This is a genomic window from Pseudoxanthomonas mexicana, from assembly GCF_001556105.1.
Taxonomy (GTDB): Bacteria; Pseudomonadota; Gammaproteobacteria; order Xanthomonadales; family Xanthomonadaceae; genus Pseudoxanthomonas_A; species Pseudoxanthomonas_A mexicana_A.
In genome coordinates this window covers 94334-119791 of record NZ_LSIF01000055.1, presented here as the reverse complement: position 1 = coordinate 119791, position 25458 = coordinate 94334, and the positions used below count along the sequence as shown (strand labels likewise).

At 66.8% G+C, this 25458-nt stretch carries 26 protein-coding genes; 11 read left to right on the top strand and 15 right to left on the bottom strand.

Annotated elements, in window-relative coordinates:
- The first annotated feature begins 70 nt into the window (after positions 1–70).
- Positions 71–1825 carry a M14 family metallopeptidase gene (locus tag AX730_RS09540; protein WP_062355331.1) on the top strand — a complete coding sequence of 585 codons (1755 nt, stop codon included), beginning with the start codon at positions 71–73 and terminating at the stop codon, positions 1823–1825.
- 19 nt (positions 1826–1844) lie between these two features.
- Here the strand turns inward: AX730_RS09540 and AX730_RS09535 are convergent, their stop codons facing one another.
- The 3 genes from AX730_RS09535 to AX730_RS09525 form a co-directional block, all read right to left on the bottom strand.
- Positions 1845–2597, bottom strand: a complete 753-nt coding sequence (locus AX730_RS09535) for a glutathione S-transferase family protein (RefSeq protein ID WP_062355328.1) — start codon at positions 2595–2597, stop codon at positions 1845–1847.
- Between the two features lie 51 nt (positions 2598–2648).
- Positions 2649–3530, bottom strand: a complete 882-nt coding sequence (locus AX730_RS09530; protein ID WP_083537829.1) for a ZIP family metal transporter — start codon at positions 3528–3530, stop codon at positions 2649–2651.
- A 104-nt stretch (positions 3531–3634) separates the two neighbouring features.
- Positions 3635–4240 carry a YdeI/OmpD-associated family protein gene (locus tag AX730_RS09525; protein WP_062355325.1) on the bottom strand — a complete coding sequence of 202 codons (606 nt, stop codon included), beginning with the start codon at positions 4238–4240 and terminating at the stop codon, positions 3635–3637.
- Between the two features lie 140 nt (positions 4241–4380).
- Between AX730_RS09525 and AX730_RS09520 the strand changes: the two genes are divergently transcribed.
- Genes AX730_RS09520 through dbpA form a run of 4 tightly spaced genes read left to right on the top strand, consistent with a single transcriptional unit; the run spans position 4381 to position 7586 of the window.
- Complete coding sequence (locus tag AX730_RS09520; protein ID WP_062355322.1) at positions 4381–5160, top strand: YbaY family lipoprotein; 780 nt, start codon at positions 4381–4383, stop codon at positions 5158–5160.
- Positions 5161–5167: 7 nt separating this feature from the next.
- Positions 5168–5737: a guanyl-specific ribonuclease gene (locus AX730_RS09515; protein ID WP_083537828.1), complete on the top strand. Its 570-nt coding sequence runs from the start codon at positions 5168–5170 to the stop codon at positions 5735–5737.
- On the top strand, positions 5734–6168 hold the full coding sequence (locus AX730_RS09510; RefSeq protein ID WP_062355319.1) for a barstar family protein: 435 nt from the start codon (positions 5734–5736) through the stop codon (positions 6166–6168). Before AX730_RS09515 ends, AX730_RS09510 begins: the two co-directional genes overlap by 4 nt.
- Before the next feature lie 41 nt (positions 6169–6209).
- Positions 6210–7586 (top strand): ATP-dependent RNA helicase DbpA, encoded by a 1377-nt coding sequence (dbpA, locus tag AX730_RS09505; RefSeq protein ID WP_062355316.1) that lies wholly within the window; start codon positions 6210–6212, stop codon positions 7584–7586.
- 68 nt (positions 7587–7654) lie between these two features.
- On the opposite strand, the gene AX730_RS09500 is transcribed toward dbpA, so the two are convergent.
- Positions 7655–7864 carry a cold-shock protein gene (locus AX730_RS09500; protein WP_055942770.1) on the bottom strand — a complete coding sequence of 70 codons (210 nt, stop codon included), beginning with the start codon at positions 7862–7864 and terminating at the stop codon, positions 7655–7657.
- Between the two features lie 313 nt (positions 7865–8177).
- Between AX730_RS09500 and AX730_RS09495 the strand changes: the two genes are divergently transcribed.
- The 3 genes from AX730_RS09495 (at position 8178) to AX730_RS09485 (ending at position 11601) form a co-directional block, all read left to right on the top strand.
- Positions 8178–8735: a YaeQ family protein gene (locus tag AX730_RS09495; protein ID WP_062355313.1), complete on the top strand. Its 558-nt coding sequence runs from the start codon at positions 8178–8180 to the stop codon at positions 8733–8735.
- A gap of 4 nt (positions 8736–8739) precedes the next feature.
- Entirely contained in the window at positions 8740–9921 is a 1182-nt protein-coding gene (locus tag AX730_RS09490; RefSeq protein WP_062355309.1) for a BaiN/RdsA family NAD(P)/FAD-dependent oxidoreductase, read from the top strand.
- 69 nt (positions 9922–9990) lie between these two features.
- Positions 9991–11601, top strand: a complete 1611-nt coding sequence (locus AX730_RS09485; RefSeq protein WP_062355307.1) for a carboxylesterase/lipase family protein — start codon at positions 9991–9993, stop codon at positions 11599–11601.
- A 105-nt stretch (positions 11602–11706) separates the two neighbouring features.
- On the opposite strand, the gene AX730_RS09480 is transcribed toward AX730_RS09485, so the two are convergent.
- The 5 genes from AX730_RS09480 to AX730_RS09460 all read right to left on the bottom strand — a co-directional run bounded on the left by AX730_RS09480 (position 11707) and on the right by AX730_RS09460 (position 16320).
- A complete protein-coding gene (locus AX730_RS09480; protein WP_062355304.1) occupies positions 11707–12690 on the bottom strand; it encodes an LLM class flavin-dependent oxidoreductase in 984 nt (327 codons plus the stop codon).
- 84 nt (positions 12691–12774) lie between these two features.
- A complete protein-coding gene (locus tag AX730_RS09475) occupies positions 12775–13446 on the bottom strand; it encodes a glutathione S-transferase (RefSeq protein WP_062355301.1) in 672 nt (223 codons plus the stop codon).
- Between the two features lie 162 nt (positions 13447–13608).
- A complete protein-coding gene (locus tag AX730_RS09470) occupies positions 13609–15168 on the bottom strand; it encodes a protein adenylyltransferase SelO (protein ID WP_157074187.1) in 1560 nt (519 codons plus the stop codon).
- A gap of 5 nt (positions 15169–15173) precedes the next feature.
- A complete protein-coding gene (locus AX730_RS09465; RefSeq protein ID WP_062355296.1) occupies positions 15174–15923 on the bottom strand; it encodes a sulfurtransferase in 750 nt (249 codons plus the stop codon).
- 34 nt (positions 15924–15957) lie between these two features.
- Positions 15958–16320, bottom strand: a complete 363-nt coding sequence (locus tag AX730_RS09460; protein ID WP_062355293.1) for a DUF6164 family protein — start codon at positions 16318–16320, stop codon at positions 15958–15960.
- A gap of 85 nt (positions 16321–16405) precedes the next feature.
- Between AX730_RS09460 and AX730_RS09455 the strand changes: the two genes are divergently transcribed.
- Positions 16406–16771, top strand: a complete 366-nt coding sequence (locus AX730_RS09455) for an FKBP-type peptidyl-prolyl cis-trans isomerase (protein WP_062355418.1) — start codon at positions 16406–16408, stop codon at positions 16769–16771.
- A gap of 150 nt (positions 16772–16921) precedes the next feature.
- Here the strand turns inward: AX730_RS09455 and AX730_RS09450 are convergent, their stop codons facing one another.
- Positions 16922–18520, bottom strand: a complete 1599-nt coding sequence (locus AX730_RS09450) for a serine hydrolase (RefSeq protein ID WP_407071484.1) — start codon at positions 18518–18520, stop codon at positions 16922–16924.
- A 97-nt stretch (positions 18521–18617) separates the two neighbouring features.
- Here AX730_RS09450 and AX730_RS09445 point away from each other — a divergent pair, with 97 nt between their 5' ends.
- A complete protein-coding gene (locus AX730_RS09445) occupies positions 18618–19880 on the top strand; it encodes a TIGR03862 family flavoprotein (RefSeq protein ID WP_062355410.1) in 1263 nt (420 codons plus the stop codon).
- Positions 19881–20055: 175 nt separating this feature from the next.
- Here AX730_RS09445 and AX730_RS09440 read toward each other — a convergent pair whose 3' ends face one another.
- Both AX730_RS09440 and AX730_RS09435 read right to left on the bottom strand, forming a co-directional pair.
- Positions 20056–20268: a hypothetical protein gene (locus tag AX730_RS09440; RefSeq protein ID WP_062355290.1), complete on the bottom strand. Its 213-nt coding sequence runs from the start codon at positions 20266–20268 to the stop codon at positions 20056–20058.
- Between the two features lie 3 nt (positions 20269–20271).
- Positions 20272–20616, bottom strand: a complete 345-nt coding sequence (locus AX730_RS09435; protein ID WP_062355287.1) for a RidA family protein — start codon at positions 20614–20616, stop codon at positions 20272–20274.
- An 818-nt stretch (positions 20617–21434) separates the two neighbouring features.
- Between AX730_RS09435 and AX730_RS09425 the strand changes: the two genes are divergently transcribed.
- Complete coding sequence (locus AX730_RS09425) at positions 21435–22523, top strand: diguanylate cyclase (protein ID WP_062355280.1); 1089 nt, start codon at positions 21435–21437, stop codon at positions 22521–22523.
- A gap of 9 nt (positions 22524–22532) precedes the next feature.
- On the opposite strand, the gene AX730_RS18465 is transcribed toward AX730_RS09425, so the two are convergent.
- From AX730_RS18465 to AX730_RS09410, 3 genes are all read right to left on the bottom strand, one after another.
- The gene (locus AX730_RS18465; RefSeq protein ID WP_198147121.1) at positions 22533–24419 is read right to left on the bottom strand and encodes a sensor domain-containing diguanylate cyclase; all 1887 of its coding nucleotides are present in this window, start codon (positions 24417–24419) and stop codon (positions 22533–22535) included.
- Positions 24367–24606 (bottom strand): hypothetical protein, encoded by a 240-nt coding sequence (locus AX730_RS19135; RefSeq protein ID WP_198147119.1) that lies wholly within the window; start codon positions 24604–24606, stop codon positions 24367–24369. The genes AX730_RS18465 and AX730_RS19135 overlap by 53 nt, the downstream gene beginning before the upstream one ends.
- Before the next feature lie 310 nt (positions 24607–24916).
- The gene (locus tag AX730_RS09410) at positions 24917–25444 is read right to left on the bottom strand and encodes a GNAT family N-acetyltransferase (RefSeq protein WP_198147117.1); all 528 of its coding nucleotides are present in this window, start codon (positions 25442–25444) and stop codon (positions 24917–24919) included.
- Between the last annotated feature and the right edge of the window lie 14 nt (positions 25445–25458).

The window sequence follows — 25458 nt, the reverse complement described above, 5'->3', positions numbered from 1 at the left end:
GCCCGATGGGGACTGGGACTGTCCGCGATTGCGCGGCATCATGCGCCCCTGCCCTGTTCAGGAATTTTCCATGCTGCGACCGCTCTGCGTCTCCCTGCTGCTGGCTCTGGTACCGTTGGCGAACGCCCAGCCCGCACTGACCACGGCATCCGAGCGCTCCGGCTTCCTCGAAACCGGCCGCTACGACGAAGTGACCGCTCTGTGCGATGCCTTCGCCCGACAGTATCCGAAGGCGGTGCGCTGCCTCACCTTCGGCACCACACCGGAAGGACGGCCGATGAAGGCGCTGGTCGCCTCCACCAGCGGCGCACTGACGCCGGAACAGGCGCAGCGGCGCGGCCTGCCGATCGTGCTGATCCAGGGCGGCATCCATGCCGGTGAGATCGACGGCAAGGATGCGGGTTTCCTTGCCTTGCGCGAGGTGCTTGAAGGCAAAGCAGCACCAGGCACTCTGGACAAGCTGGTATGGGTGTTCGTGCCGGTGTTCAACGTGGACGGCCACGAGCGCTTCGGTGCATGGAATCGACCGAACCAGCGCGGCCCGAAGGAAATGGGCTGGCGCACCACCGCGCAAAACTACAACCTCAATCGCGACTACCTGAAGGCCGACACGCCCGAGATGCAGGCGATGCTGCAACTGGTGCAGCGCTGGGATCCGCTGGTGACCGTGGACCTGCATGCCACCAACGGCGCGCAGTTCGAGCACGACATCTCGATTCAGGTCGAGCCCGTACATGCCGGCGATGCCGGACTGCGCAAGGCGGGCCTGGCGCTGCGCACGGGCGTCATCGACGACCTGGCGAAGCAGGGTTCGCTGCCCCTGCCCTACTACCCGTCGTTCGTCGTGCAGGACGACCCGACGTCCGGTTTCGAGGACAGTGTGCCGCCGCCGCGCTTCTCGCATGGCTATTACCTGCTGCGCAACCGCATCGCGATGCTGGTCGAAACGCATTCGTGGAAGGCGTATCCGGTCCGTGTGCGCATCACCCGCAACACCGTGGTGTCGGTGCTGGACCACGTCGCGCGCGACGGCGCCGCCTGGCTGGCGGTGGCGAAGCAAGCGGATGTCGCCGCAGCGGAACTGGGCGGCCAGCAGGAACCTGTGACCTATGTCGCGGCACCCAAGGCACGCACCGTGGATTTCCGCGGTTACGCCTACACGCGCACGAAATCTGAGGTGTCTGGCGCGTTGATGACACGCTACGACGAATCCACGCCGCAGATCTGGAAGGTGCCGCTGAAGGACGACATCCGACCGGGCGTGGTTGTCGAAGCGCCCGGCGCGGGTTATCTGGTGCCTGCCGCCGATGCGGCCTGGGTAGCGGCGGTGCTGAAGACGCATGGTGTCGACTACCGTCTGCTGGGCAAGGCATGGAACGGCGATGCGGATGCATTCCGCGCCAGCAAAAGCAGTTTCGGCAGCGGCTCGGTGGAAACCCACCAGCGACTGACGGTCGAAGGCGGTTGGCAGCGCGAGGCGCAGAGCGTGCCGGCGGGCTCACTGTTCGTACCCATCGCGCAGGCGAAGTCGCGCCTGGTGATGGCATTGCTCGAGCCGCTGGCACCGGACTCGCTGCTCGCATGGGGGCGGTTCAACAACGCGTTCGAGCGCAAGGAATACATGGAGGACTATGTCGCCGAAACCGTCGCGCGCGAGATGCTGCGCGATCCGGCGGTGAAGGCGGAGTTCGAGAAGAAGCTGCGCGAGGACAAGGCGTTCGCCGCCGACCCCAACGCACGGTTGGAGTTCTTCTACCGTCGTCACCCCTCGTGGGACGAGCGCTACCAGCTTTATCCGGTGCTGCGCGTCGACGTCGCGCCTTGATCGGACCCGCGCGTCGCCGCTAGCCGAGGCGCCTCAATCCATATCGCGGCGACGCATTGCCGCAGGTCGTATCGGTCAGCGGCGCTCCCATCGCCGCCAGCACAGCGCGCTGTTCCGGCAACGGTGTCCGCAGCATCGCGTCCTCGTACGCCGCCAGCGTGCGGAAGGCAGGCAATGCCCATGCACGTTCGAGTAAGGCCGCCACGCGCGGCCAGCCCGCCGCATCGACCTGGTACCGCACGAACGCGGCATTGCGGAAGAACGCCGCGAGGCTGATGTCGGCGATGGACAGCTCACCGAAGATCCACCCCTGTTCCGGCAGCTGCGCCTCCAGGTAGTCCAGCGCGACCGGCAGTTCCTCCTCGCGCGCCTTGCGCACGACGTCCTCGTCGGTACCTTCGTTGAACAGGAAGCGGCGGATGCCCTTCTGGAAGAACATCCGCCAGACGATGACGTCGCCGAGCTGGGAGTCGGCGTACTCCTCCAGCCAGCGCGCCTTCGCGCGCTGCACGGGATCGGCCGGATACAGCGGGACCTCCGGGAACCGGTCCTGCAGGTACTCGCAGATGACGGTGGAATCGTTGAGCACCAGGTCGCCATCGATCAGCACCGGAATGCGCCGCAGCGGACTGAGGCGGCTGAATTCCTCGTTCCCGACGAAAGGGGCGATCGGATCGATGCGGTACGGGATGCCCTTCAGCTCCAGGCAGACCAGCACCTTGCGCACGTAAGGCGACAGGTGGTTGCCGATGATGGTCAGGGGCTCGCTCATGTGCCGGCTCCGTTCGGGATAGCCGCAGCGTGCGCACCTCGCGACACGCGGTCAACCCAGCGCCATGTCCAGCGCCATCATCAGGCAGAAGCCAAGGGCCAGCCCGAACGACGCCGTGGCGGCGTGTCCGTGACGGTTGGATTCCGGAATCACGCTGTGACCGACCGCGATCAGCATCGCGCCTGCGGCAAACGCCAGCCCCCAGGGCAGCAACAGCGCCGAGATGCCCACTGCCCACGCGCTCAGCACTGCTGCGACCGGCTCGGCCACGCCCGACAACGCGCCGATGAAGACCGCCTTGCTGCGTGCCATGCCGGCTCCGGCAAGAATCAGCGCGACAACCAGACCTTCCGGCACGTCCTGCAGGGAAATGCCCATCGCCAGGCCCTGTGCACCCGCGAGACCACCACCCGCAGCGACACCGACTGCCATCCCTTCGGGGACGTTGTGCAGCACGATGGCCAGTACGAACAGCATCACGCGCGACGGCACCAGATGCCGGTTCGCATCGCGCGGATCGTCCACCGCACTTAGGTCGAAGACGAGCAATGCGGTCGCACCGAGCATCACGCCGGCACTGATCAGTGCGGCGGCGCCCCATGCCGAGTAGCCCGCGCGGCCCGCGGCGTCCAGTCCGGGCAGGACCAGCGAGAATGCTGTCGCCGCCAGCATGACGCCCGCACCGAAACCCAGCAGGCCATCGGCCAATTGTTGTGGCAGGCGCTTGATCACCCATACCGGCATCGCGCCGAATGACGTCGCCAGCGCACACAACGCCCCTCCCCGCACCGCACGGCGGATGCCGCTGGCATCGTCCGCTGGAATCGTGCCGACCAGCCACGATGACACCACCACGATCGACAATACGGCGACCACGAACGGCCACGCGGTGCTCGCACGGGTGTAGGCGAACGGCTGCAGGACGCGATTCATGCGGTTGCTCCATGCCCGGTGCGGCGTCGCGGCCGATACTAGTCCCACGGATGCGCCGACGCCCATCGCAAAACTGAATCTGCACGATCGACGATATCGATCGCCTATTTGGCCTTGGCGTACTTCCAGTTCCGCAGCTTGCCTTCGGCCATCCACTCGACCGCTTGCGCCAGCCGGCGCGCGCGCGTGTCCTCGCGCTTGGCCTCGGTGATCCATTCGAGGTAGCCGCGGCGCGCACTGGGGCTGAAGCCATCGAACGTCGCCTTCGCCCCGGGGTTGCCGGCCAGCGCATCGCGCAGGTCGGCCGGCACCTTCAGCGCGGCGCGCGGTGCGGGTTTCGCGCGTGTCGCCGTCGAGGTCACGCCCTCGTCGATCAGGGCCATCGCCTTGCGCAGCAGCGCCGTCAGTTCGCGCTTCGACGGCACGTCCTTGATCGTCTCCAGCCGTCCCAGGCTGCCCATGCCATCGCGCGCCTTGCCTTCCGTCACCGCCGCGTGCTGCCAGAAACCAAACGACGCGTGCTGCGTGAATGCCGCCATCTGGCAGAGGATGCGACCGCCGTACTGGAACGACGGCATGCCCCACTTGATGTCTTCCTGCACCGAGGGACAAGCCGCATGCACGAGCGCGCGCAGGTGGTCGAGGATGGGACGGGCGAACGGTGACGCCTTCTCGATGTACGCATCCACGCGTGGATCGTGAGCTGACATGTCGGCACTCCCCGGAGTCGCGCCACTGTAGCGCTGTCCTGTGCCAACGTCCGCGCAGGCCCGCTTCCCGCGTTGACGAACCATTACGTCCACCATCGCTAAGCTGGCGGCCCGCCACCGGACCATGAGGAGCGCGTGCGATGTTCCGTCCCCTGCTGATCGCCGCCTGCCTGCTCGCGCTCGCGGCCTGCCAGTCGCCGGCTACCGCGCCGACGCCTGGCGGCGCGTCCGTCGCTCCGCACCCCGCGACCACGATCCAGGGGCGCGCCCTCTATCTCGAGCGGATCGCGCCGCCGCCCGGCGCGGTCCTCAGCGTGCAACTGATCGACAACCAGTTGGCCGATACGCCGGCCGCGGTCATCGCCAGTGCCGACTTTGCCGATATCAAAGGCTCGCCGTTCGTCTTCTCCCTGCCCTACGACGCCGCCAAGCTGCGACCGAACGGGCGGTACGGCCTGCATGCCGGCCTGCGCGATGCGCAGGGCACGCTCTGGTTCGTCACCGACACCCGAGTGCCGGTGACGCCGGGCTCCTCCGCACCGGTGGAGTTCCGCCTGGTGCGCGCCGGTGGCGATCCGGTGGCACCGGTCGCCGGCACGCCGTGGGAGCAGGCCAAGGCGCGCGGCAGCGTGTTCCGCGGCCTCGGCACCGAACCGGGCTGGTCGGTGGAGGTCGGTGGCGGTACGGCGCCTCGCCTGTCCGCCGATCTGGACTATGGCGAGCGCAGGATCGAAGTCGCCCGGGCCAACAAGACCTCGGACGGCTACGTCGGCAGTACGGGCGATGGCCTGGCCGTATCGCTGACGACGAAGAAGGAATCCTGCAGCGACGGCATGAGCGACACCGAGTATCCGGCCTCGGCGATCCTGACCGTCGCCGGCAAGACCTACCGCGGCTGCGGCCGCTTCCTGTCGGAATGATGCCCGCATGAGTCGACGTTCCCGCGCACGCCGCCAGAGCCGCCAACGCCTCCCCCTGTTCGCCATCCTCGCGCTGCTCGTCCTGGGCGCGGGCGCGTGGTGGTGGTCGCAGCGCAGCGATGCGCCCGCCGCACCGGTCGCCACCAGCGAAGCGGCGCCCGATCCGAAACACACCAGCGCCGTGCTGGCACTGCCTCCGGTGGAGCAGACCCGTCCAGGCGAACTCGCCGGCGAGGTACCTGACGTTGCGCCGCTCGCGGCGCCTGCTCCGTCGCGGAGCGCCGACACCCTGCCCGCTTTCCTGCCGGCGGAGGCGCGGCAGACACTGTCGTTGATCCAGCGCGGCGGACCGTTCCCGTATCGCCAGGACGGCGGCGTCTTCCAGAACCGCGAGGGCCGGCTGCCGCGGCAAGCACGTGGCTACTACCGCGAGTACACGGTCGACACGCCGGGCCTTGGTCACCGCGGCGCGCGGCGCATCGTCACCGGCGGCCAGCCACCGCGCGAGTATTACTACACCGACGATCATTACGGGAGTTTCCGCCGGTTCGAGATCGGCGGCGGAGACGCCCCATGAGCGAGTCCGGCTTCGATCCCGGCCTCGCCGATCCCGCGCGCGCAGGCGTGTTCTTCGTCACCGAGGACGACTTGGGTCCGTTGTCCGCGGTCGGTCGCGATGCCGGCCTGCTCGCGCGCCGTATCGACCTGTCCGGTTGCGACAGCAAGTCCGCGCTGCTGCTGCGCATCGCCACCGTGCTGGACTTCCCGCAGACCTCGGGCCGCAACTGGGACGCGCTGTCCGACAGCCTGCGCGATCTGTCCTGGCTGGAGGCATCCGGCTACGTGCTGCTCTTCGAACAGGCCCACGAGCTGCGTGACCGCACCGAAGCTGATTTCGACACCCTGCTCGATATCCTCGACGAGGCCTCGCAGTCGTGGGCCGCGGACGAGGTGCCGTTCTGGGCCTTCATCGCGCTGCCGGACGAGGATTTCCCCGACCTGCAGTAGCCGGTCCGGGCAGCGGCGGCGCCGATCTGCGAAAATGCCGCATGCACGATTTCACTTCTCTCCCGCTGGCGCCCGGCCTGCAGCAGGGCGTCCAGGCGCTCGGCTACACCCGACCCACCCCGATCCAGGCCCACAGCCTGCCCGCCATCCTCGACGGGCGCGACGTCATCGCGCAGGCGCCGACCGGCAGCGGCAAGACCGCCGCGTTCGGCCTGGGCCTGCTGCACAAACTGGACATCGCGACGGTACGCACTCAGGCGCTGGTGCTGTGCCCGACACGCGAACTGGCCGACCAGGTGGCGCAGCAGCTGCGCAAGCTGGCGGTCGGCCTGCCCAACCTGAAGGTGCTGACGCTGTGCGGCGGCATGCCGCTGGAGCCGCAGTTGCGATCGCTGGAGGCGCACGACCCGCACGTGGTGGTCGGCACGCCCGGGCGCATACAGGAACTGCTGCGCAAGAAGGCCTTGCACCTGGGCGGCGTGCGCACGCTGGTGCTGGACGAAGCCGACCGCATGCTCGACATGGGCTTCGAGGAGCCGATCCGCGAGATCACCGGCAGGACCCCGAAGGACCGCCAGAGCCTGCTGTTCTCCGCCACCTTCACCGATGCCATCCGCGCGATCGCCCGCACCACGTTGCACGACCCGCTGGAGGTCACCGTCGACGCACCGCAGGAACAGGCGGTGATCGAACAGCGCTTCCTGCAGGTCGATCCCGCCCGCAAGCAGACCGCACTTGCCGGCCTGCTTGCGCAGCATCGCGTCGAGTCCAGCGTGGTGTTCTGCAACATGCGCAAGGACGTGGACGAAGTCGCCGTCTCGCTGCAGCACTTCGGTTTCTCCGCCCTTGCCCTGCATGGCGACATGGAGCAGCGCGACCGCGACGAGGTACTGGTGCGTTTCGCCAACCGCAGCTGCAACGTGCTGGTCGCCAGCGATGTGGCGGCACGCGGTCTGGACATCGAAGACCTGGCGCTTGTCGTCAACTACGACATGCCCAGCGACGCCGACACCTACGTGCATCGCATCGGCCGCACCGGTCGTGCCGGTCGCGATGGTCTGGCGATCAGCCTGTGCACTCCACGTGAGCTGCCACGCGCCAGCGCGATCGAGGAACGGATGGGCGCGCCCCTGCTATGGGATCGCAGCGCGCCGTCCGCACCCAAGGCGCACGCCGCACCGCCGGCCGCGATGACGACGCTGCGCATCGACGCCGGCAAGACCGACAAGCTGCGGCCCGGCGACGTGCTGGGCGCGCTGACCGGCGACGCCGGCCTGTCGGCGGCGGCCATCGGCAAGATCAACGTCTTCGCCACCCGCACCTACGTGGCCGTCGCCCGTGAGAAGGCCGGCCTCGCGCTGTTGCGCCTCAACGCTGGCAAGATCAAGGGCCGCAGCTTCCGCGTACGTACGCTGTAAGGCGCGCAAACAAAAACGCCGGCGCTTGCGCACCGGCGTTTTCTTGAACCGTCGGGTTCAGCGCTGGATTACAGCGGCTGCACCTGGTCGGCCTGCATGCCCTTCTGGCCCTGCACGGCGACGAAGGAGACCGCCTGGCCTTCCTTCAGCGACTTGAAGCCATTGCCCTGGATCGAGCGGAAGTGCACGAACAGGTCCGGGCCGCTCTGCGGGGTGATGAAGCCGAAGCCCTTGGCGTCGTTGAACCACTTGACGGTACCAGTCTGACGATCTGACATCTTTACTAACTCCTGAAACATGGATGAAAGGACCACAACCCCGGCGATGGCCGGGACGGGACTGGGTTTGCAGGCGTTGGTAAAGCGGGAAGATGTAGCAGATGTATCTACCGCATCAGGCTCACGATTCACGGTGACCCTGGCAAGCACAGTGCCGCGCACTCTACCGGGCTTTTCACGTAAAAGCGAATCCCTTTCACATGAAAGCTGAACAGGGGTCACTGAGGACCATCCTGTAACCGGTTGCAGCGCGCCGCCTGGCCTCCTCGCGCCGCCGGCGTATGATGGCGCCCCTTTTGCCGAACCCCTCGCCATGGCGCTCAAGTCCACTGTCGTCAAAGCCGAACTGCAGATCAGCGACATGGACCGGCATTATTACGGCACGCACGGCCTGACCCTGGCCCAGCACCCCTCGGAAACCGATGAGCGGCTGATGGTCCGCGTACTGGCGTTCGCCCTGTTCGCCGACGACCGCCTGGAATTCGGCAAGGGACTGAGCAATGACGAAGAACCGGACCTGTGGCGCAAGGACTACACGGGACTGATCGAGCAGTGGATCGACCTGGGCCAGCCGGACGAATCCCGCATCCGCAAAGCCTGCGGGCGGGCCAACGAGGTGATCGTCGTCAACTATGGCGGTCGCGCCGCCGACCTCTGGTGGGACAAGAACGGGGCGCTGCTGGCGCGCCACCGCAACCTGACCGTGCTCGACATCGCCCCCGACGCGGTGGACGCGATCACCGCCCTGATGGTGCGCAGCATGCGCTTCAGCGTCATGATCCAGGACGGCGAGATGCAGTGGCTGACCGACGACCAGATGGTCGCCATCGCGCCGACCATCCGCCAGGCAGGTCTCGCCCGGGCCGCCTGATCGCATGCTGCCCACCCATGACGTGCTGGTCATCGGCGGTGGCGCCGCGGGCCTGATGACCGCGCTGACCGCCGGCCAGCGTGGCCTGCGCGTGCTGGTGGTGGAGCACGCCAACAAGGTGGGCAAGAAGATCCTGATGTCCGGTGGCGGGCGCTGCAATTTCACCAATACCGGCACCACGCCCGCCAACTTCCTGTCCGCCAACCCGCATTTCTGCAAATCGGCGCTGGCGCGCTACACGCCCGCGGATTTCACCGAACTGGTCGAGCGCCACCGCATCGCCTACCACGAGAAGGAACTCGGCCAGCTGTTCTGCGATGTCTCGTCCAAGCTCATCGTGAAGCTGCTGGTGGACGAATGCCTGGCCGCCGGCGTGCGTATCGAGACCGGCTGCGGCGTACACAAGGTCGAGCAGGCCGAGGGCGTGTTCCGGCTGGAGACGGCGCTCGGCCGTTTCGCCGCACCCTCGCTCGTCATCGCCACCGGCGGGCTGTCGATTCCCAGCATGGGCGCCACCGGCGTCGGCTACGAGCTGGCGCGCCAGTTCGGCCATGACGTGTTGCCGACGCGCGCCGGTCTGGTGCCGTTGACGCTGAGCGGCAAGCATCAGGAACGGCTGGCGGACCTGAGCGGCGTGGCGCTCCCCGTCGAAGCCCGCTGCGGCAAGGCGCGTTTCCGCAACTTCATGCTGCTGACCCACCGCGGCGTCAGCGGGCCGTCGATCCTGCAGATCTCGTCGTACTGGCAGCCCGGCGACGACCTGCGGCTGGACCTGCTGCCCGACCGCGATGCGCTGGACTGGCTGCAGTCCCAGCAGAAGCAGCGCCCCGATGCCGAACTGAAGACCGTCCTGTCCGACGCACTGCCGCGCCGGTTCGCCCAGCGCCTGTGCGAGGTCTGGCTGCCCAACCGGCCGATGAAACAGTTCAACGCCCCGCAACTGAAGGACGTCGCCGCGCTGCTGGCCGACTGGCCGCTCGTCGCCAGCGGCACCGAGGGTTACCGCACGGCCGAGGTCACGCTGGGCGGCGTGGACACCGACGGCGTGTCGAGCAGCACGATGATGTCGAAGCACATGCCGGGCCTGTTCTTTGTCGGCGAAGTGCTCGACGTCACCGGCTGGCTGGGCGGCTACAACTTCCAGTGGGCCTGGGCCTCCGGCCACGCGGCTGGCATGGCGGCCTGACGCACTGCGGCGTTCCTGCCAGGGCCGCCTTTGCTAGCCTTTGGAAACCGGTGTCATCCGAAGGTGTCCATGACTGCCTCCACCGAAACGTCGCGGCGCCGCTTCCTGCGGCAGCTGGTCGGCACGTCGGCGCTCGCCACCCTGGCGACGGCGCTGCCCGCCACCGCCGCCGCACGCAGCCCGGTTTCCGCGACGACCCGCAGCGGCCGCATTGCCGGCATCGTCGACCGTGGCGTGCACGTCTTCCGCGGCGTGCCTTACGGCGCCGACACCGGCACGCGACGCTTCCAGCGTGCGCTGCGCGAAACCGCCTGGACCGGCGTGCGCGACGCGGTCCGCTTCGGCGCCTCCGCCCCACAGCGCGGCGATGCCGATGGCCAGGCCGTCAGCGAGGACTGCCTGTTCCTCAATGTCTACGCCCCTGCCCTGCGCGATGGCGGCAAGCGACCGATCCTGTTCTACATCCACGGCGGTGGCTACAACAACGGCTCGGGATCGCACCCGCTCTACGACGGCGTGAACCTGTGCCGCCGCGGCGATGTCGTCGTGATCACCGTCAACCACCGGCTCAATGCGTTCGGCTATCTCTACCTGGGAGACACCGGCGACGAACGCCTGCTGGACGCGGGCAACATCGGCCAGCTCGACCTGATCGACGCGCTGCGCTGGGTGCGCGAGCACGCGCACGAGTTCGGCGGCGATGCCGGCAATGTCACCGTGTTCGGTCAATCAGGCGGTGGCGCGAAGATCGCAACCTTGATGGCGATGCCGGAGGCCGACGGCCTGTTCCACAAGGCGATGACGATGAGCGGCCAGCAGGTGACCGCCGCCGGACCGCGCGCGGCGACGCAGCGCAGCACGCTGCTCCTGGCCGAACTCGGTCTTGAACCGAATGCCATCGATGTGTTGCTGAAGATGCCGATGGCGCGTCTGCTCGACGCCACGCGGGTCCGCGATCCGTCGCGCGCGGAGAACACGTCGCTCTACTTCGGTCCTGTGCTGGACTCGCGCAGCCTGCGTCGCCACCCCTTCTACCCGGACGCACCTGCGCAGTCCGCACGCATCCCGATGGTCATCGGCAACACGCGCGACGAAACGCGCGCCTTCCTGGGCAACGACGAAGCGAACTTCATCCTCACGTGGGAGCAACTGCCGCACAAGCTCCGCGAGCAGCAGTATGTGGACCTGTCGCCGGATGTGGTGATCACCGAGTACCGCCGACTGTATCCGGAGTACACCCCGTCGGACGTCTTTTTCGCGGCCACCACCGCGGGGCGCTCGTGGCGCGGCGCCATCATCGAAGCCGAGGAACGCGCACGACAGGGATCGCCCGCATGGGTCTACCAACTCGACTGGCGCTCGCCGGCAGACGGCGGACGGCTGCGCGCCTTCCACACGCTAGACATCCCGCTGGTGTTCGACAACACCGGCGCCGAAGGCTCGAAGACCGGTACCGATGCGCGCGCCCGCACGATGGCGGCGCGTATGAGCAACGCATTGATCGCCCTCGCCCGTCACGGCGACCCGAACCACGCGGCCAGCCCGTCGTGGTCGCCCTACACCCTGCCGCAGCGGCAGACGATGGTGTTCGACGACGACAGCGGCTTGCAGGACGATCCGCGCAGTGGTGAACGCAAACTCTACGAGCGCGTTCCCTTCAGTCAAAGAGGCACTTCGTAGGGTGGGCCTTGGCCCACCATCGTGCCGCATCCGCTCACGCGGTTAATGATCGGGAGACTCGACGCACCGTGTTCCACAGCGTGCGACGGCGGGCCACGGCCCGCCCTACGACCGCATGACGTCGGCGGCAATCTCGAACGAACGCAGGCGCTTGGCGTGGTCGAAGATGTTGGCGGTCAGCATCAGTTCGTCCGGCCGATGCCGCTCGATGAACGCGGCAATGCCCTTGCGCACGGTGTCGGGATTGCCGACAACGGCACAGGCCAGCGCCTGCGCGACGCCCGCTTTCTCGTGCGGCTGCCAGAACGCTTCGATATCGTCGATCGGCGGCGGCACCAGCCCGGCACGGCCGCGACGCAGGTTGACGAAGGCCTGCTGCTGGGTGGTGAACAGATGGCGGGCTTCCTCGTCGGTCTCTGCCGCCACCACGTTCAACGCCAGCATCGCGTGCGGCTTCGCCAACCGTTTCGACGGACGGAAATCGCGGTGGTACAGCAGCAGCGCCTGGTCCATCGCATCAGGCGCGAAGTGCGAGGCGAACGCATACGGCAAACCGAGGGCGGCCGACAGCTGCGCACCGAACAGGCTGGAGCCCAGCAACCACACCGGCACGTCGAGTCCGGCGCCCGGCACGGCGCGCACCGCCTGCCCTTCCTGCACCGGTTCGAAGTAGCGCAGCAACTCCTGCACGTCCTGCGGGAACTGCTCGGAACTGTCGAAGTAGCGGCGCAGCGCGCGCGCCGTGGGCTGGTCGGTGCCGGGCGCGCGGCCCAGACCCAGATCGATGCGACCGGGATACAGCGACGCCAGCGTGCCGAACTGTTCGGCCACCTGCAGCGGTGAATGGTTCGGCAGCATGATGCCGCCGGAACCGACGCGGATGGTCGAGGTCGCGCCTGCGACGTGTCCGATCAGCACCGCGGTCGCCGCACTGGCGATGCCCGGCATGTTGTGGTGCTCGGCCAGCCAGTAGCGCGTGTAACCCCAGCGTTCGGCATGCTGCGCGAGGTCCCGCATGTGGACGAAGGCCTGGGTGGTGTCGCTGCCTTCGCAGACGGGGGCCAGGTCGAGGAGCGAATAGGGAATCATGGGAGTACCGGCGATGACGATGACATCGTCATGGGGACATGGCGCCGTGGATTCCACCGCCCGTCGCGGGACGCTGTATCCCGCTCAGCCCAGCAGGTCGAACGCCCCCCCTTGCTCCAGCGCCCGCTGGTAAGCGGGACGCGCGTGGATATGCGCGAGAAATCCGGCGAGGTTCGGATAGTTCCCGAGTCCCGCGCGGACCGCTGCCGCTTCCACCGGGAAGCTCATCTGGATATCGGCCGCGCTGAACTGCTCGCCCGCGAACCACGCCGCCTTGCCGAGTTCGCGTTCCATGTAGTCCAGGTGCAACCTCACCTGCGGACCGACGAAGGTCTTCATCGCCTTGTCGGCGATGCCGCGCGCGATCGGGCGGGCGAAGAACGGCATGGGCGCCTTCTTCAGGCGCGAGAACACCAGGCTCAGCAGCATCGGCGGCATCGCCGAGCCTTCTGCGTAGTGCAGCCAATAGCGGTAGCGCAGGTGCTCCGCCGTCCCCGGTGACGGCGCGAACCGGCGTGCGGCGTCGTAACGCTCCACGAGGTACTCGAGCACGGCACCGGATTCGGCCAGTACGTGTTCGCCATCGACCATCACCGGCGACTTGCCGAGCGGATGGATCTTCTTCAGCTCCGGCGGCGCCAGCATCGTCTTCGCGTCGCGCTGGTAGCGGACCACCGTGTAGTCCAGGCCCAGTTCCTCCAGCAGCCACAGCACGCGCTGCGAACGGGAGTTGTTGAGGTGGTGGACGGTGATCATGGGCCGGCGCTCCGCAAAAGATGGGACATCCTACCGCTCCCGTCTTGTGGTTGTGGGAGCGACGTCAGTCGCGAACCGGCGCAAAGCGAAACTACGTGCATGTGGGTTACACCTGCACAACAGCTCGCGACTTACGTCGCTCCCACATCCACCATGATGCCGTCAGGAGCTGCAGGACAGCATCGAGCAGCCGGCGCGCTGCCGCGCCCAGTCCGGTCGCCGCTGTGCGAACTGCTCGCTGCCCGGCTGGTCGTCGTACGGCCGGCGCATGACGTCCAACAGGTCGTGGATGCCGGACAAGTCGCCCGCTTCGGCGGCATCGATGGCCTGCTGCGCCAGGTAGTTGCGCAGCACGTAGCGTGGATTGGCCAGGCGCATGCGTTCGCGACGCGAAGCGGCATCGAGGACGTCTTCTTCGAGGCGACGTGCATATGCCGCCATCCAATCGCACAACGCGGGAGCAACGGCGTCGCGCTTTGCCGCGTCGTAGAACGCCCCGTCGAACGCCGACAGCGACGCATCCGACAGGTCCGCATCCACCAGCGCCCGGAAGAACAGCGTCATGTCGATCTCGCCTTCCTGCAGCAGGCCCTGCAGGGCCTCCATGCGGTCGACATCGTCGTCGCGACATTCCGCCAGACCCAGCTTGCGGGCGATTCCGTCGCGATCGGCAATTGCATAGGCATCGGCGAAGCATTGCAGGCCGTCCTGCAGCGCGTCCACGCCAGCGAACAAGGGCGACAGCGCCTGCGCGAAGCGGCTCAGGTTCCAGCCCGCCACCCTCGGCTGCCAACCGAAGCGGTAGCGCCGGCCCTGCGCATCGGTGGTGTTCGGCGTCCAGTCCGGATCGTAGTTGTCGATCCAGCCGTAGGGACCGTAATCGATGGTCAGGCCCAGCACCGACATGTTGTCGGTGTTCATCACGCCATGGACGAAGCCGACACGCATCCAGTGCGCCACCATCACCGCGGTGAGCTTGCAGACCTCGGCGAACCACGCGGCGTACAGCGCCTCGCCTTCACCGGACAGGTGCGGAAAATCGCGTCGGATCGTGAAGTCGACCAGCGTGCGCAGCAGGTCCGTCTCGCCGCGCGACGCCGGCAACTGGTAGTGGCCGAAGCGCAGGAACGACGGCGCCACGCGGCACACGACCGCGCCCGGCTCGGGTATCGGATGGCCGTCGTAGAACATGTCGCGCACCACGGATTCACCGGTGCCGACCAGGCTCAGGGCCCGCGTCGTCGGCACGCCGAGGTGGTGCATCGCCTCGCTGCACAGGAATTCGCGGATCGAGGAACGCAACACCGCGCGACCATCCGCCGTGCGGGAGTACGGCGTCGGGCCCGCGCCTTTCAGCTGCAGCTCCCAACGCTCGCCGTTCGCGTTGATCGCCTCGCCAAGGGAAATGGCACGGCCATCGCCAAGCTGCCCGGCCCAGTTGCCGAACTGGTGACCGCCGTAGTTGCCGGCAAACGGCTGCATGCCCGGCAGCAGCGCATTGCCACCGAACACCTGCGCGAAGGCGGGCGACGCGACATCGGCGTCGTCGAGCCCGAGCAACGCCGCCACCTCGCGCGAATGGGCCAGCAGCGTTGGTGCCGCGACCGGCGTCGGCTCGACCGCCGACCACAGCGCCCCCCTCGCTTCGCGACGACGGAACCCCTGCTCCTCGTCGCCCGGCAGTTCGCGGATGAAGCGATTGTCGAAGCGCAGCGCGTCCAGGCCGCTCATGCGGCGTCCGCAGCCTCGTCCACCAGCGGGCTCAGGTCCGGGCGCAGCGCCACGCGCTCGTCGAACACGAAGCAGGCACCGTCGTAGCCGAACCCGCCCACCTGCTCGAAGTACCCCAGGATGCCGTCGTCCAGCTGCAGCACGTTGTCCATGCCGTCGGCCTGCATCCACAGCGCAGCCTTTTCGCAGCGGATACCGCCGGTGCAGAAGCTGACGATGGTGGCATCCTTCAAGGCATCGCGATGCGGTGCCAGCGCGGCCGGCAGATCGGTGAACTTGTCGATCGGCAGCGTCAGCGCACCGGCGAAGGTGCCGTACTGGATCTCCTGCGCATTGCGCGTGTCCAGCATCACCACGCGGCGACCTGCGTCGTCGTGACCCTGCTCCAGCCAGCGGGCCAGCGTGCGCGGTTCGACGACGGGCGCCCGTGCGTCCTCGGGCGTGGAGCCCGGACGGCGGAAGCTGATGATCTCCGGCTTCACCTTGACCTTGAGCCGTGCGAACGGAATCTGCCGGCTGGTGCTGTATTTCACCCGCAGCCCGGCGAAGCGCGGGTCGGCGCGCAGCGGTGCGAGGAAGGATTCGATGGCATCGGCTTCGCCGGCCAGGAACAGGTTCAGCCCCTCCCCCGCCACCAGCACGGAACCGCGCAGCGAGAGCGCCTCGGCGCGAGCATGCAAGGTCGCCGCGAACTCGGCAGGCGCGTCGATGGACGCGAAGTGGTAGGCGGCGATGTTGGTGACCATAACGCGATTTTACCGTGCCCCGGCCAGATCCGCCTCAGAGCAGCAGCCAGGGCAATGCCAGCGTCAGCACGATGATCGCGACCATCGCCGCCAGCATGCCGATGACGTAGCCCGGCCGCGCCTGCAGCAGCCCCATGAACGTCTCAGCGCGCCCTTCCCGCTCGTCCGCGGCCTGACGCGCACGGGCCTGGTTGCGGCGCGTGGCCTGATAGTCGGCCATCAGGGTCTTCGCGCGCGCCAGTTGGTCTGCGTCCTCGATCCACAGCCCGCCTGCGGAGATTCCCCACGGACTGGGCTGGGTTTCATAGAAGTCGATCGCATTCGTGCGCAGCAGGTCGCGCACCTCGTCGGCTTCGTCACCGGGCACGTTGCGCAGGTTCAGGAAAAGTTTCGCCATGCGCGCAGTGTACCCGGCGTACTGCAGGGTACTCGCGCCGGATGGGTTACCCTGCCCGCCTTTCGTCTACCGGATGACGTCCTCGATGCGTACCCTGCTGCTCGCTGTTTCGTTGACCCTGCTCGCCGCCTGCGCACCCGCCGGCCCGCCCCCGGGCGGCAGCGTCGCCGAACTGGAGCGCATCGACACGCTTGCGGGCACCGGTACCGTGGCCACCAGCGGCAGCGATGTCAGCGTGCACTACACCGGCTGGCTGTACGACGAGAACGCCCCGCAGCAGCGCGGCATGAAGTTCGACAGCTCGGTCGACCGCGGCACGCCGTTCACCTTCCTGCTCGGTGCCGGCCCCGCCGACCTCGGCTACGGCAGCAGCGGCGCCGGCGGCGTCATCCCGCCGAACGCCTCGCTGGTATTCGACGTCGAACTGATCGACGTCAAGCCGCACGAGTGAGGTTGTGCTGTCTGTAGGAGCGACCGCCGTTGTGGGAGCGACGTCAGTCGCGAGCTTCCGGCGGGCCAGGAGGCACGCCGGACGACCAATACACCGCGCTGCTTCCATCGCGACTGACGTCGCTCCCACGTCAGCTATCACGACACCGCTCTACTCCACCGGCGCCAGCCGCAGATCGTGGAAGTCGAAGCTGAAGTCGGTCAGCGGCGAGATCGCCTCCATCCGCGCCTCGCGGATGCCGCCATCCGGCTTCAGCGAATAGGTCAGGAACGCATCCGCGTTGAGCCAGCGCTCGCGCCAGCGGACCACGAAGGTATCGTGCTGCCACGGTTGCAGGTCGCCGACCAGTTCCGGCGTGCGGCTGAAACGCAGGACCAGACCGTTGCCTTCCTGCGTCACCATCACGTCGCCGTACCATGGGTCGCGCAGCGTGCCGGCGTACTTCGCCAGCGGCCGCGAGGGCTTCGCGTCTGCATCGCGCGCGGCCAGCAGCTTCTTCCAGTGTCCGTCGGCGTTGTCCTTGGACTGCGCCACCTGCGCCCGGTAGGCGGCCAGCCAGTCGGTGCCGCTGTTCGCAAGATAGGCATCCAGTACCTTCATCGTCACGGCGTTGAACGCCGCGCCGACTTCCTGGTTGGTCAACACCACGATGCCCAGCTTCTGTTCCGGCACCAGCGTCACCCGCGACACCATGCCCGGCCAGCCGCCGGTATGCCACACCAGTTTGCTCCCCTGGAAGTCGGAGACCATCCAGCCCTCGCCATAGCCGAGGAAATTCGGCTTCGCCGCCTTCAACGCGTCGATCTTCGGCTCGGCAATCGGGATCGGCGTGACCAGCGACCACATCGCCTTCTGCCGCGCCGGCGTGAACAACGCCTGCTCGCGGCCGTTCGCGTCGCGATAGGTTCCGCCGGCGAGTTGCGCGTTCATCCACTTCGCCATGTCCGACACGCTGGAATAGATCCCGCCCGCACCGGCGACATTGCGCCACGTCATCCGTGGTGCTGGCTGCAGCGTGGTGAAATCCGCCTTGGCATGGCCGGTGGCGACGTTGTCCCCTGCTTTCAGCGTATCGCTGTTGTAGCGCGTCTCGCGCATGCCCAGCGGCTGGAAGAAGCGCGTGCGCAGGAACTGGTCGTACGACTGCCCGCTGGCCTGCTCGACGACCAGCTGCGCGACGCCGTACAGGATGTTGTCGTAGGCGTAGCGCTCGCGGAAGCCACCCGTCAGCGGGACATCGCGCAGGCGCTCGGCGACTTCGCGGTTGCTGTAGGTGGTCGTGGGCCAGAACAGCAGGTCGCCCGCGCCCAGGCCCAGGCCGCTGCGGTGGACCAGCAGGTCACGGATGCGCATCTCGCGGGTGACGTAGGGATCGGCCATGCGGAACCACGGCAAGTGGTCGATCACGCGATCCTCCAGCGCCAGCTTGCCCTCGTCGGCCAGCATCGACAGCGACGCGGCGGTGAAGGCCTTGGTGTTGGAGGCGATGGCGAACATGGTGTGCGCGTCGACCCGCGCCGCCTTGCCCATCTCGCGTTCGCCCCAGCCCCTGGCCAGCACCACCTCGCCGTCCTTGACCACCGCCACCGCGATGCCGGGCACGTCGAAGGCTTCACGGACCGATTCGACATACGCGTCGATGTCCTGCAGCGCGGGCGGCGCAGCAGCGTCCTTCGCGGCAGCCGTGGAGGCGAACAGGCAGAGCAGCCAGAGCGCGCGACCCATGGTCGCCGGCAGGTTCGAACGCATCGTGTGTCCCATGTCGTGAGTGCTGCGCGACCATACCGCATGGCAGGCGCACACCGCGCATGCCGGAAGCAGCGGACGGGCGCGGCATACTATGCCGATGCCTGTGCAACACTCCGAATCCCCTGCTCCTGCACGCACCATCGCCGTCATCGGCGGCGGTCCCGCCGGCCTGATGGCGGCCGAAACCCTGCGCGCCGCGGGCCTGCAGGTGGACCTGTACGACGCCAAGGGCTCGGTGGGCCGCAAGTTCCTGATCGCCGGCAAGGGCGGCATGAACCTGACCCACTCCGATCCGTTCGATGTCTTCGTCACCCGCTACCGCGAACGTCGGGACGAGGTCGCCGCGTGGCTGCGCGACTTCGACGCCGATGCCCTGCGCGCGTGGGCGCGCGGCCTCGGTGTGGAGACTTTCGTCGGCACGTCGGGGCGCGTGTTTCCCACCGACCTGAAAGCGGCGCCGCTGCTGCGCGGCTGGGTGAAGCGGCTGCGCGAACAGGGCGTCCGCTTCCATGTCCAGCACCGATGGCGCGGCTGGACGGACGAAGGGGCGCTGCGGTTCGAGGCGCCGGATGGCGATGTCGTCGCGCGACACGACGCGACCGTGCTGGCGATGGGCGGCGGGAGCTGGCCGGAACTGGGGTCCGATGGTCGCTGGGTCGAATCGCTGGAGGCAAAAGGCATCGCCATCGCACCGCTGCAACCGTCGAACTGCGGTTTCGACATCGGCTGGAGCGAGCATCTGGCGACGCGCTTCGCCGGTGAACCGCTCAAGCCGGTCGTCGCGCATTGGATCGATGAACACGGCATGCCGCATCAGCGTCAGGGCGAGTGCGTCGTCACCACCACCGGTATCGAAGGCAGCCTGGTCTACGCACTCTCACCGATGCTGCGCGACGCCATCGCACGCGACGGCCATGCCACGCTGGTGCTGGACCTGCTGCCCGGGCGCGACGAAGACGAGCTCGTGCGTCGTCTCGGCAAGCCGCGCGGCTCGCGCAGCCTCGGCGAACACCTGCGGCGCGAAGCAGGTGTCAGTGGTGTCCGTGTCGCACTGCTCCACGAAGTGCTGGACAAGACGGCGCTCGCGGACACCCTACGCATCGCACGCACGCTGAAACGCTTTCCTTTCCGGTTGCAGCGTCCACGTCCCATCGGCGAAGCGATCAGCAGCGCCGGTGGCGTGCCGATCGAGGCATTGGACCAGCGCCTGATGCTGCGTACCCTGCCAGGCACTTTCGCCGCGGGCGAGATGCTCGACTGGGAAGCGCCTACCGGTGGCTACTTGCTGACGGCCTGCTTCGCCAGTGGCCGACGCGCCGCGCTGGGCGTGATCGACTGGCTGGCGAATCGCAGGGCCTGAATGGTCGTCCGCAGGGGCTGCGGCGCGCACCCCGGGAAGTGCATGCCGCAGCGGCTGCGGAACGTGCGTGCACGATACGCGACGCGTTGTTGAAGTCCGGTTAGCGTTTCAAAGCAGTTTTATTACAGACATTTACGGCGGGATGTGCATGCTTGGCCTCACGCGGCACGCACCGTCATTCTGCTTCGTCGCTCGCCGGTTTTTTTTCGACAGCCTCGCGTCGCGCCTTCGCCGCCACGTGCATGTTGTCGACCAGGTTGGGATAGCGCCGGCCCGCCGCCGCGGCACGGGCACGTGCTTCTTCCACCTGTGCCGGCGTCAGCTTCAGACCGCCACCCCGCCGCTTCGGTGCAGGGCGCTGCCAGGGACCGGACTTGCGCGCGGCCATCGATCAGACCGCGGCGGTCACCACGATCTCGATCAGCCACGCCGGCCGCGCGAGGTTCGCCTGCACGGTCGCGCGCGGCGGCGCATTGCCTTCCGGCACCCAGGCATCCCACACGCGGTTCATCGCCTCGAAATCCTGCAGGTCCTTGATGTAGATCTCGGCACGCAGGATCTTCGACTTGTCGGTGCCTGCACGCGCCAGCAACGCATCGATCTCGCCCAGCACCTGCTGGGTCTGCCCGGCGATGCCCTGCGTCGCGTCTTCGGCGATCTGCCCGGCCAGGTACACCACGCCGTTGTGGATAGCCATCTCGGACAGCCGCGCGCCTACATCGAACCGCTGGATCATGGGATTTCCTCCGTTGTGATGCCCGAAGCTTAGCGCTGCTGCGCGGCCACCGCACGGGAAGACGCACGCCAGAGCCATGCCCCTGCCAGCCCCATGGCGATCACGATCAACGCAATCAGCAGCTTCTGCACCCAGCCCTGTCCCGCAGGCGGCCACAAGGCGTGCAGCCACAACAGGGCATAGCACGCGATGGACCATGTGGCAGCCAGGGGAAAGTAACGTCGCCACGCATCGTCCAGACGGAATCGCCAGGACTGCAGGAGCATGCCGGTGGTGACACACAGGAAGGCCGTGATCGCACACGCGTGATGGGGCGACACCCGCCAGCGCGACGCCGCCGATGCAGAACAGCAGCAGTGGCGCCGCACTGCGTGCCTTCTCGGACAACTGCGCATGCAACCCGAGCGCGAGCACCACGATGGCCGCAGCCAGCATGCAGTAGGTGATGCGCAGCAGCAGCCCCCACGGTCCGAGCAGGTACTGGCTCAGCGTGGCCCGTTGCCAGTCCAGGTCGCCGCGCACCAGTTGCAGCGATCCCGCCACGGCAAGGAACACCGCAGCACCGGTCATCGCCGTCACCGCGGCCAGGCGGGCCGGAACCTGCCGGAAGGTGCGATCAGTGGAAAGCCAGGGCTTGGACATCCAGGGAACGGGCGTGAGGGACCACGGATTATCGTCCAGCGACTCAAGAATCCGTGCCCGCGGCCGCTCTGGCGGACATGGCTCTGCAGCGTGCCCGCCGTCACGCTTTGACCTACACTCCGCCTTCCCCCGGCACCCGGGGATGGCCGCCATGAGCAAGGGGACTCCACGCGCCAATGCCGTCCACTGAACCGCCCTCGGCCGCCGACCCGGCGCGCCACACCCAACGACTGCCGCGCAGGATTCATCATCTGCGCATGCTCGGCATGGGTTTGGCATCGCTGCCGATCGGCATGGTCCTGCTGGAGAACCAGGCGGGGATCGGTCATTGGGCGTTCCTGTTCTTCACCACGGTCTTGTGGCCGCAGCTCGCCCTGTGGCTCGCGCTGCGACACCCCGTGCCATTCCGCGGCGAGATCCGCAACTTGCTGGTCGACTCGATCCTGGCCGGCATGTGGGTTCCCTTGATGGCCTTCAACCTGCTGCCCAGCGTGCTGCTGGTGACGCTGGCCACGGTCGACAAGATCAGCACCGGCATCGATCGTCTCTGGTACTGGTCGCTGCCACTGATGGCCGCGAGCGCGCTGGCCATCGGCGTCGCCACGGGATTCGAGATGCAGCCGGCGACCAGCATGCCGGTGATGGTCGCCTGCCTGCCGATGCTGCTGATCCATTCGATCGCCGTCAGCCAGGCCAGCTACCACCTGGTGCGCAAGGTGAAGCGGCAGAACCGGCAGCTGGACGAACTGAGCCGGCGCGACACGCTGACCGCGCTGGACAGTCGGCGGCACTGGCAGGAACAGGCGGCGCTGCTGCTCGACCAATGCGCGGCGACCGGCGAGCCGGCCACGCTGCTGATGATCGATATCGACCACTTCAAGGCGATCAACGACCGCCACGGCCATGCGGCCGGCGACGACGTACTGCGCGCGACAGCGGACGTGATCCGCCACAGCATCCGTGGTCACGATGCCGCGGGCCGGCTGGGCGGCGACGAGTTCGCGGTGCTGCTGCGCGGCACCGACGTGGAGGCGGCCGGCATCGTGGCGCAGCGTATCCGCGAAGGCGTGCAGACCTTGCAAGTGGGCAGCGCGCCGGGGCTATGCCCCACCGTCAGCCTTGGGTTGGCGAAGGCAACGGGATCGGCGGACGGTTTGCGCGCCTGGCTCGAAGCGGCCGACCGGGCGCTGTATCAGGCCAAGAGCCGGGGCCGCAACCAGTTGGCCATCGACGACAACCTGCGGGCGATCGTCGATACGCCCTGATCCGGCCCCTCAGGCGCCGAGGTGCTCGGCGCGGTCGCGGTGCGGCATCTCCAGCACGTTGCTGGCCACGCGGGCGGCGTCCTGCTCTGTCTCGACAACGCACACACGGTTACGGCCATTGTGCTTGGCGCGGTAGAGCTGCTTGTCGGCGTGCGAAAGCAGCTTCGCCAGGCTGTAACCGGAGTGCTGGCTTGAGGTCACGCCAAAGCTGCCGGTGATGGCGAAGACGTGGCCGGTGTCGCGGGTTTCAATCTGGGCCAGGCGCACGCGGCAGTCTTCAGCGACACGGGCGGCGGCGCGCAGGTCGCAGCCGTACATCAGGATGGCGAACTCTTCGCCGCCGAGGCGGCCCAGCACGTCGATGCGACGGCAGAACCCCTGGCTCGCCTCGGCGACTTCCTTCAGCGCCCAGTCGCCGGTGCCGTGGCCGAAGCGGTCGTTGATGTTCTTGAAGTGGTCCAGGTCGAACATGATCAGCGAGGCCTGTTCGCCATTGCGGGCGCACTCGGCCAGCGCGCGCTCGGCGCGGATGGTGAAGTGGTGGCGGTTGCAGATGCCGGTCAGGGCATCGGTCTCGGCCATCTTCTTCAGCGACAGCTGCACACGCTTGATCTTGAACGCCCAATAGCCTATCGAGGCGACCAGCAGCACCAGTAGGATGACGATCAGGCGGTTGTTGTCCTGTGCCGCCTTGTCTACTTGGCGCTGTAGCTGGAGCACCTGGTTTTCCTGATCCAGGACACTGATCTGCTGAGATTTCTGCAAAGTTTCCTGGCGAACGATCTGGTAAGCCAGCTCTCGCGCCTTGATCTCATTGAGATAGGCCTTGTCGGCTTCCGCGTACTTCCTGAAATAGTTAAGAGCGGACTGCGGATCGCCCTTTCGCTGCGCCAACTCATAAAGCGTATGGTAAGCCGTCACCAGAGGCTGCGAGTAAGCGATATCGGTCGAATACGCTACAGCGGCTGTCGCATGCTGCTCCGCCCCGGCAAAGCTCTCTTCTTCGAGCATGTATTGCGCGAGCAATGCATGGGTTTCGCCGATCAAACGCGGGTAACGCGTGGCCTCAGCGTCTGCGAGATGGTTCTGCAGCAGCGAGATGGCATTCTTACGTTGTCCGTTATCCGCCAGCTGACGGGCCAACAGCTGCCGCCCCAGATTGGATAGGATTGCCTCACGGATCGACGCACAGAACTCCACCACTGCAGCAATGTCGGCACTATCAGTCGACTTGCCCAAGAAAAATTTAGCTTCAGCCTCTGTGTACCGCGCAAAACACTGCTCGCGCTCACTTAAGGTTTGCTGTTGCAGCTTGAGGGCGTAATCAAGGCCATGCTGATACTGGCCGATCAGATTGTAGAGAATGCTGGCCGATACCATCGCATGCACATGCATGCGAGGATCGTTGCTTTCGGGCAACCATTCCAGCGTTCGCTCAAGCTGACGTAGACCCTCGGCGAACTGCCTGGTAGCACCATAACTATTGACGAGCAGCGCGCTCGCGCGTACCCGCAGGTTCTTGTCCGTCGTTGTGGCCAGCAGACTCTTCGTGGCCGCGATTGCATCAGCGAAACGACCGGACGTATTGAGTGCGTAAGCATTCAAATAGTCCATCTGCTCACGCTGAGCCTCGGTGGCCTCAGTGCGCGACTCATTTGCCTCTCGCAAGAATCGCCTGAAAGCCAAAGCATCGGAACTCCGCAGCTCCTCAGCCTTCTCCAGCAATTCACTCACCCGCTCCGGTCCAGCAGCGAAGGCGACAGGACTGGCCTGCATAACGGACACAAACAGAACCGCCGTCCATGCCTGGACGACGGCTCGCCTTATGCCCCTGCCAAAGGACTCAGTTGAGCGGCGCATCCTCGTTCGGAAGATCTTCGCCATCTTGCTGCCCATCTCCATCTTCTCCTTCCTTGAGCGGGCTTTCCTCGGGCGCGAAAATGGCGCAGACCATCTGCGGTCGACCCCCGAGTAGATCATTGATGCGCTGGACGTCACGACCGAGCAGTGCTGACTGCTCAGGCTCCGAGAGCTCCATCGCCCCCACCATAACCACATACTGCTCATGGGTGAGGAATGACACCGATGCGTCGCTCCCCATGCCCTCAAGACACTTCACCATATGATCCGACATATCTTCCCCAATAGAGCACGTCTAGAAAACAGCCATTCGTCGGGTCATCCATCGCCTCCAGGCGACAGCCCCAAGGCCGCCAGAGCCGAGGCGGGCAATGCTTACCCCCTACCTATCCCCGTGCTGAAGATAGCGGGTTTCCGCATGGATCACTACCCCGCGTGATTCTGCCCATTGACCTGGACTGCCACCCAAGGGAAAGCGGGAAGACCTGCCTCGGCCCCACCGGGGGCACCAATCCCAACAGCTCAGGGCACCCTTAACGGAGCCGTGAGGCCCAAACGGCGCGATCCAGCTGCCAATGGACGCTGCGAGGTCCATCTGGAACCTGCTCGAACCCCAGCTTGAGCATCAACCCGACAGATCGTCGATTGGATGCCAGCTGACGACCGAACTGAGCCGCCAATCTCAACTGCGCAAAACCGAAGTCACGCACGCACGACAGTGCTTCATAAGCGAAACCCCGACCCTGGTGCTCCTCCAGGACCATCGCGCCGATCTCGTAGCGGCCCTCCCGCATGACCAACCCGAACAATCCAACCTCTTGACCACCCGTACGATCGCACGCAATCCAGAGCCAAGCGTCGGGCGGCGACTTGGACATCATGCCCAACGTCGCAGAGAACGCTGAAGCGGCGTCAATTTTCCCCATCGGGGAACCAACATGCTCCATGATTTCCGGATCCGTGAACAATGACACGTACCTCGCTTCGTCTAATGCAATCAGAGGACGAAGATAGAGCTTAGACGAGTAAAGATGCGGTATTCCCGACGGCGGCGGCGCCACGATCAAATCTCCAA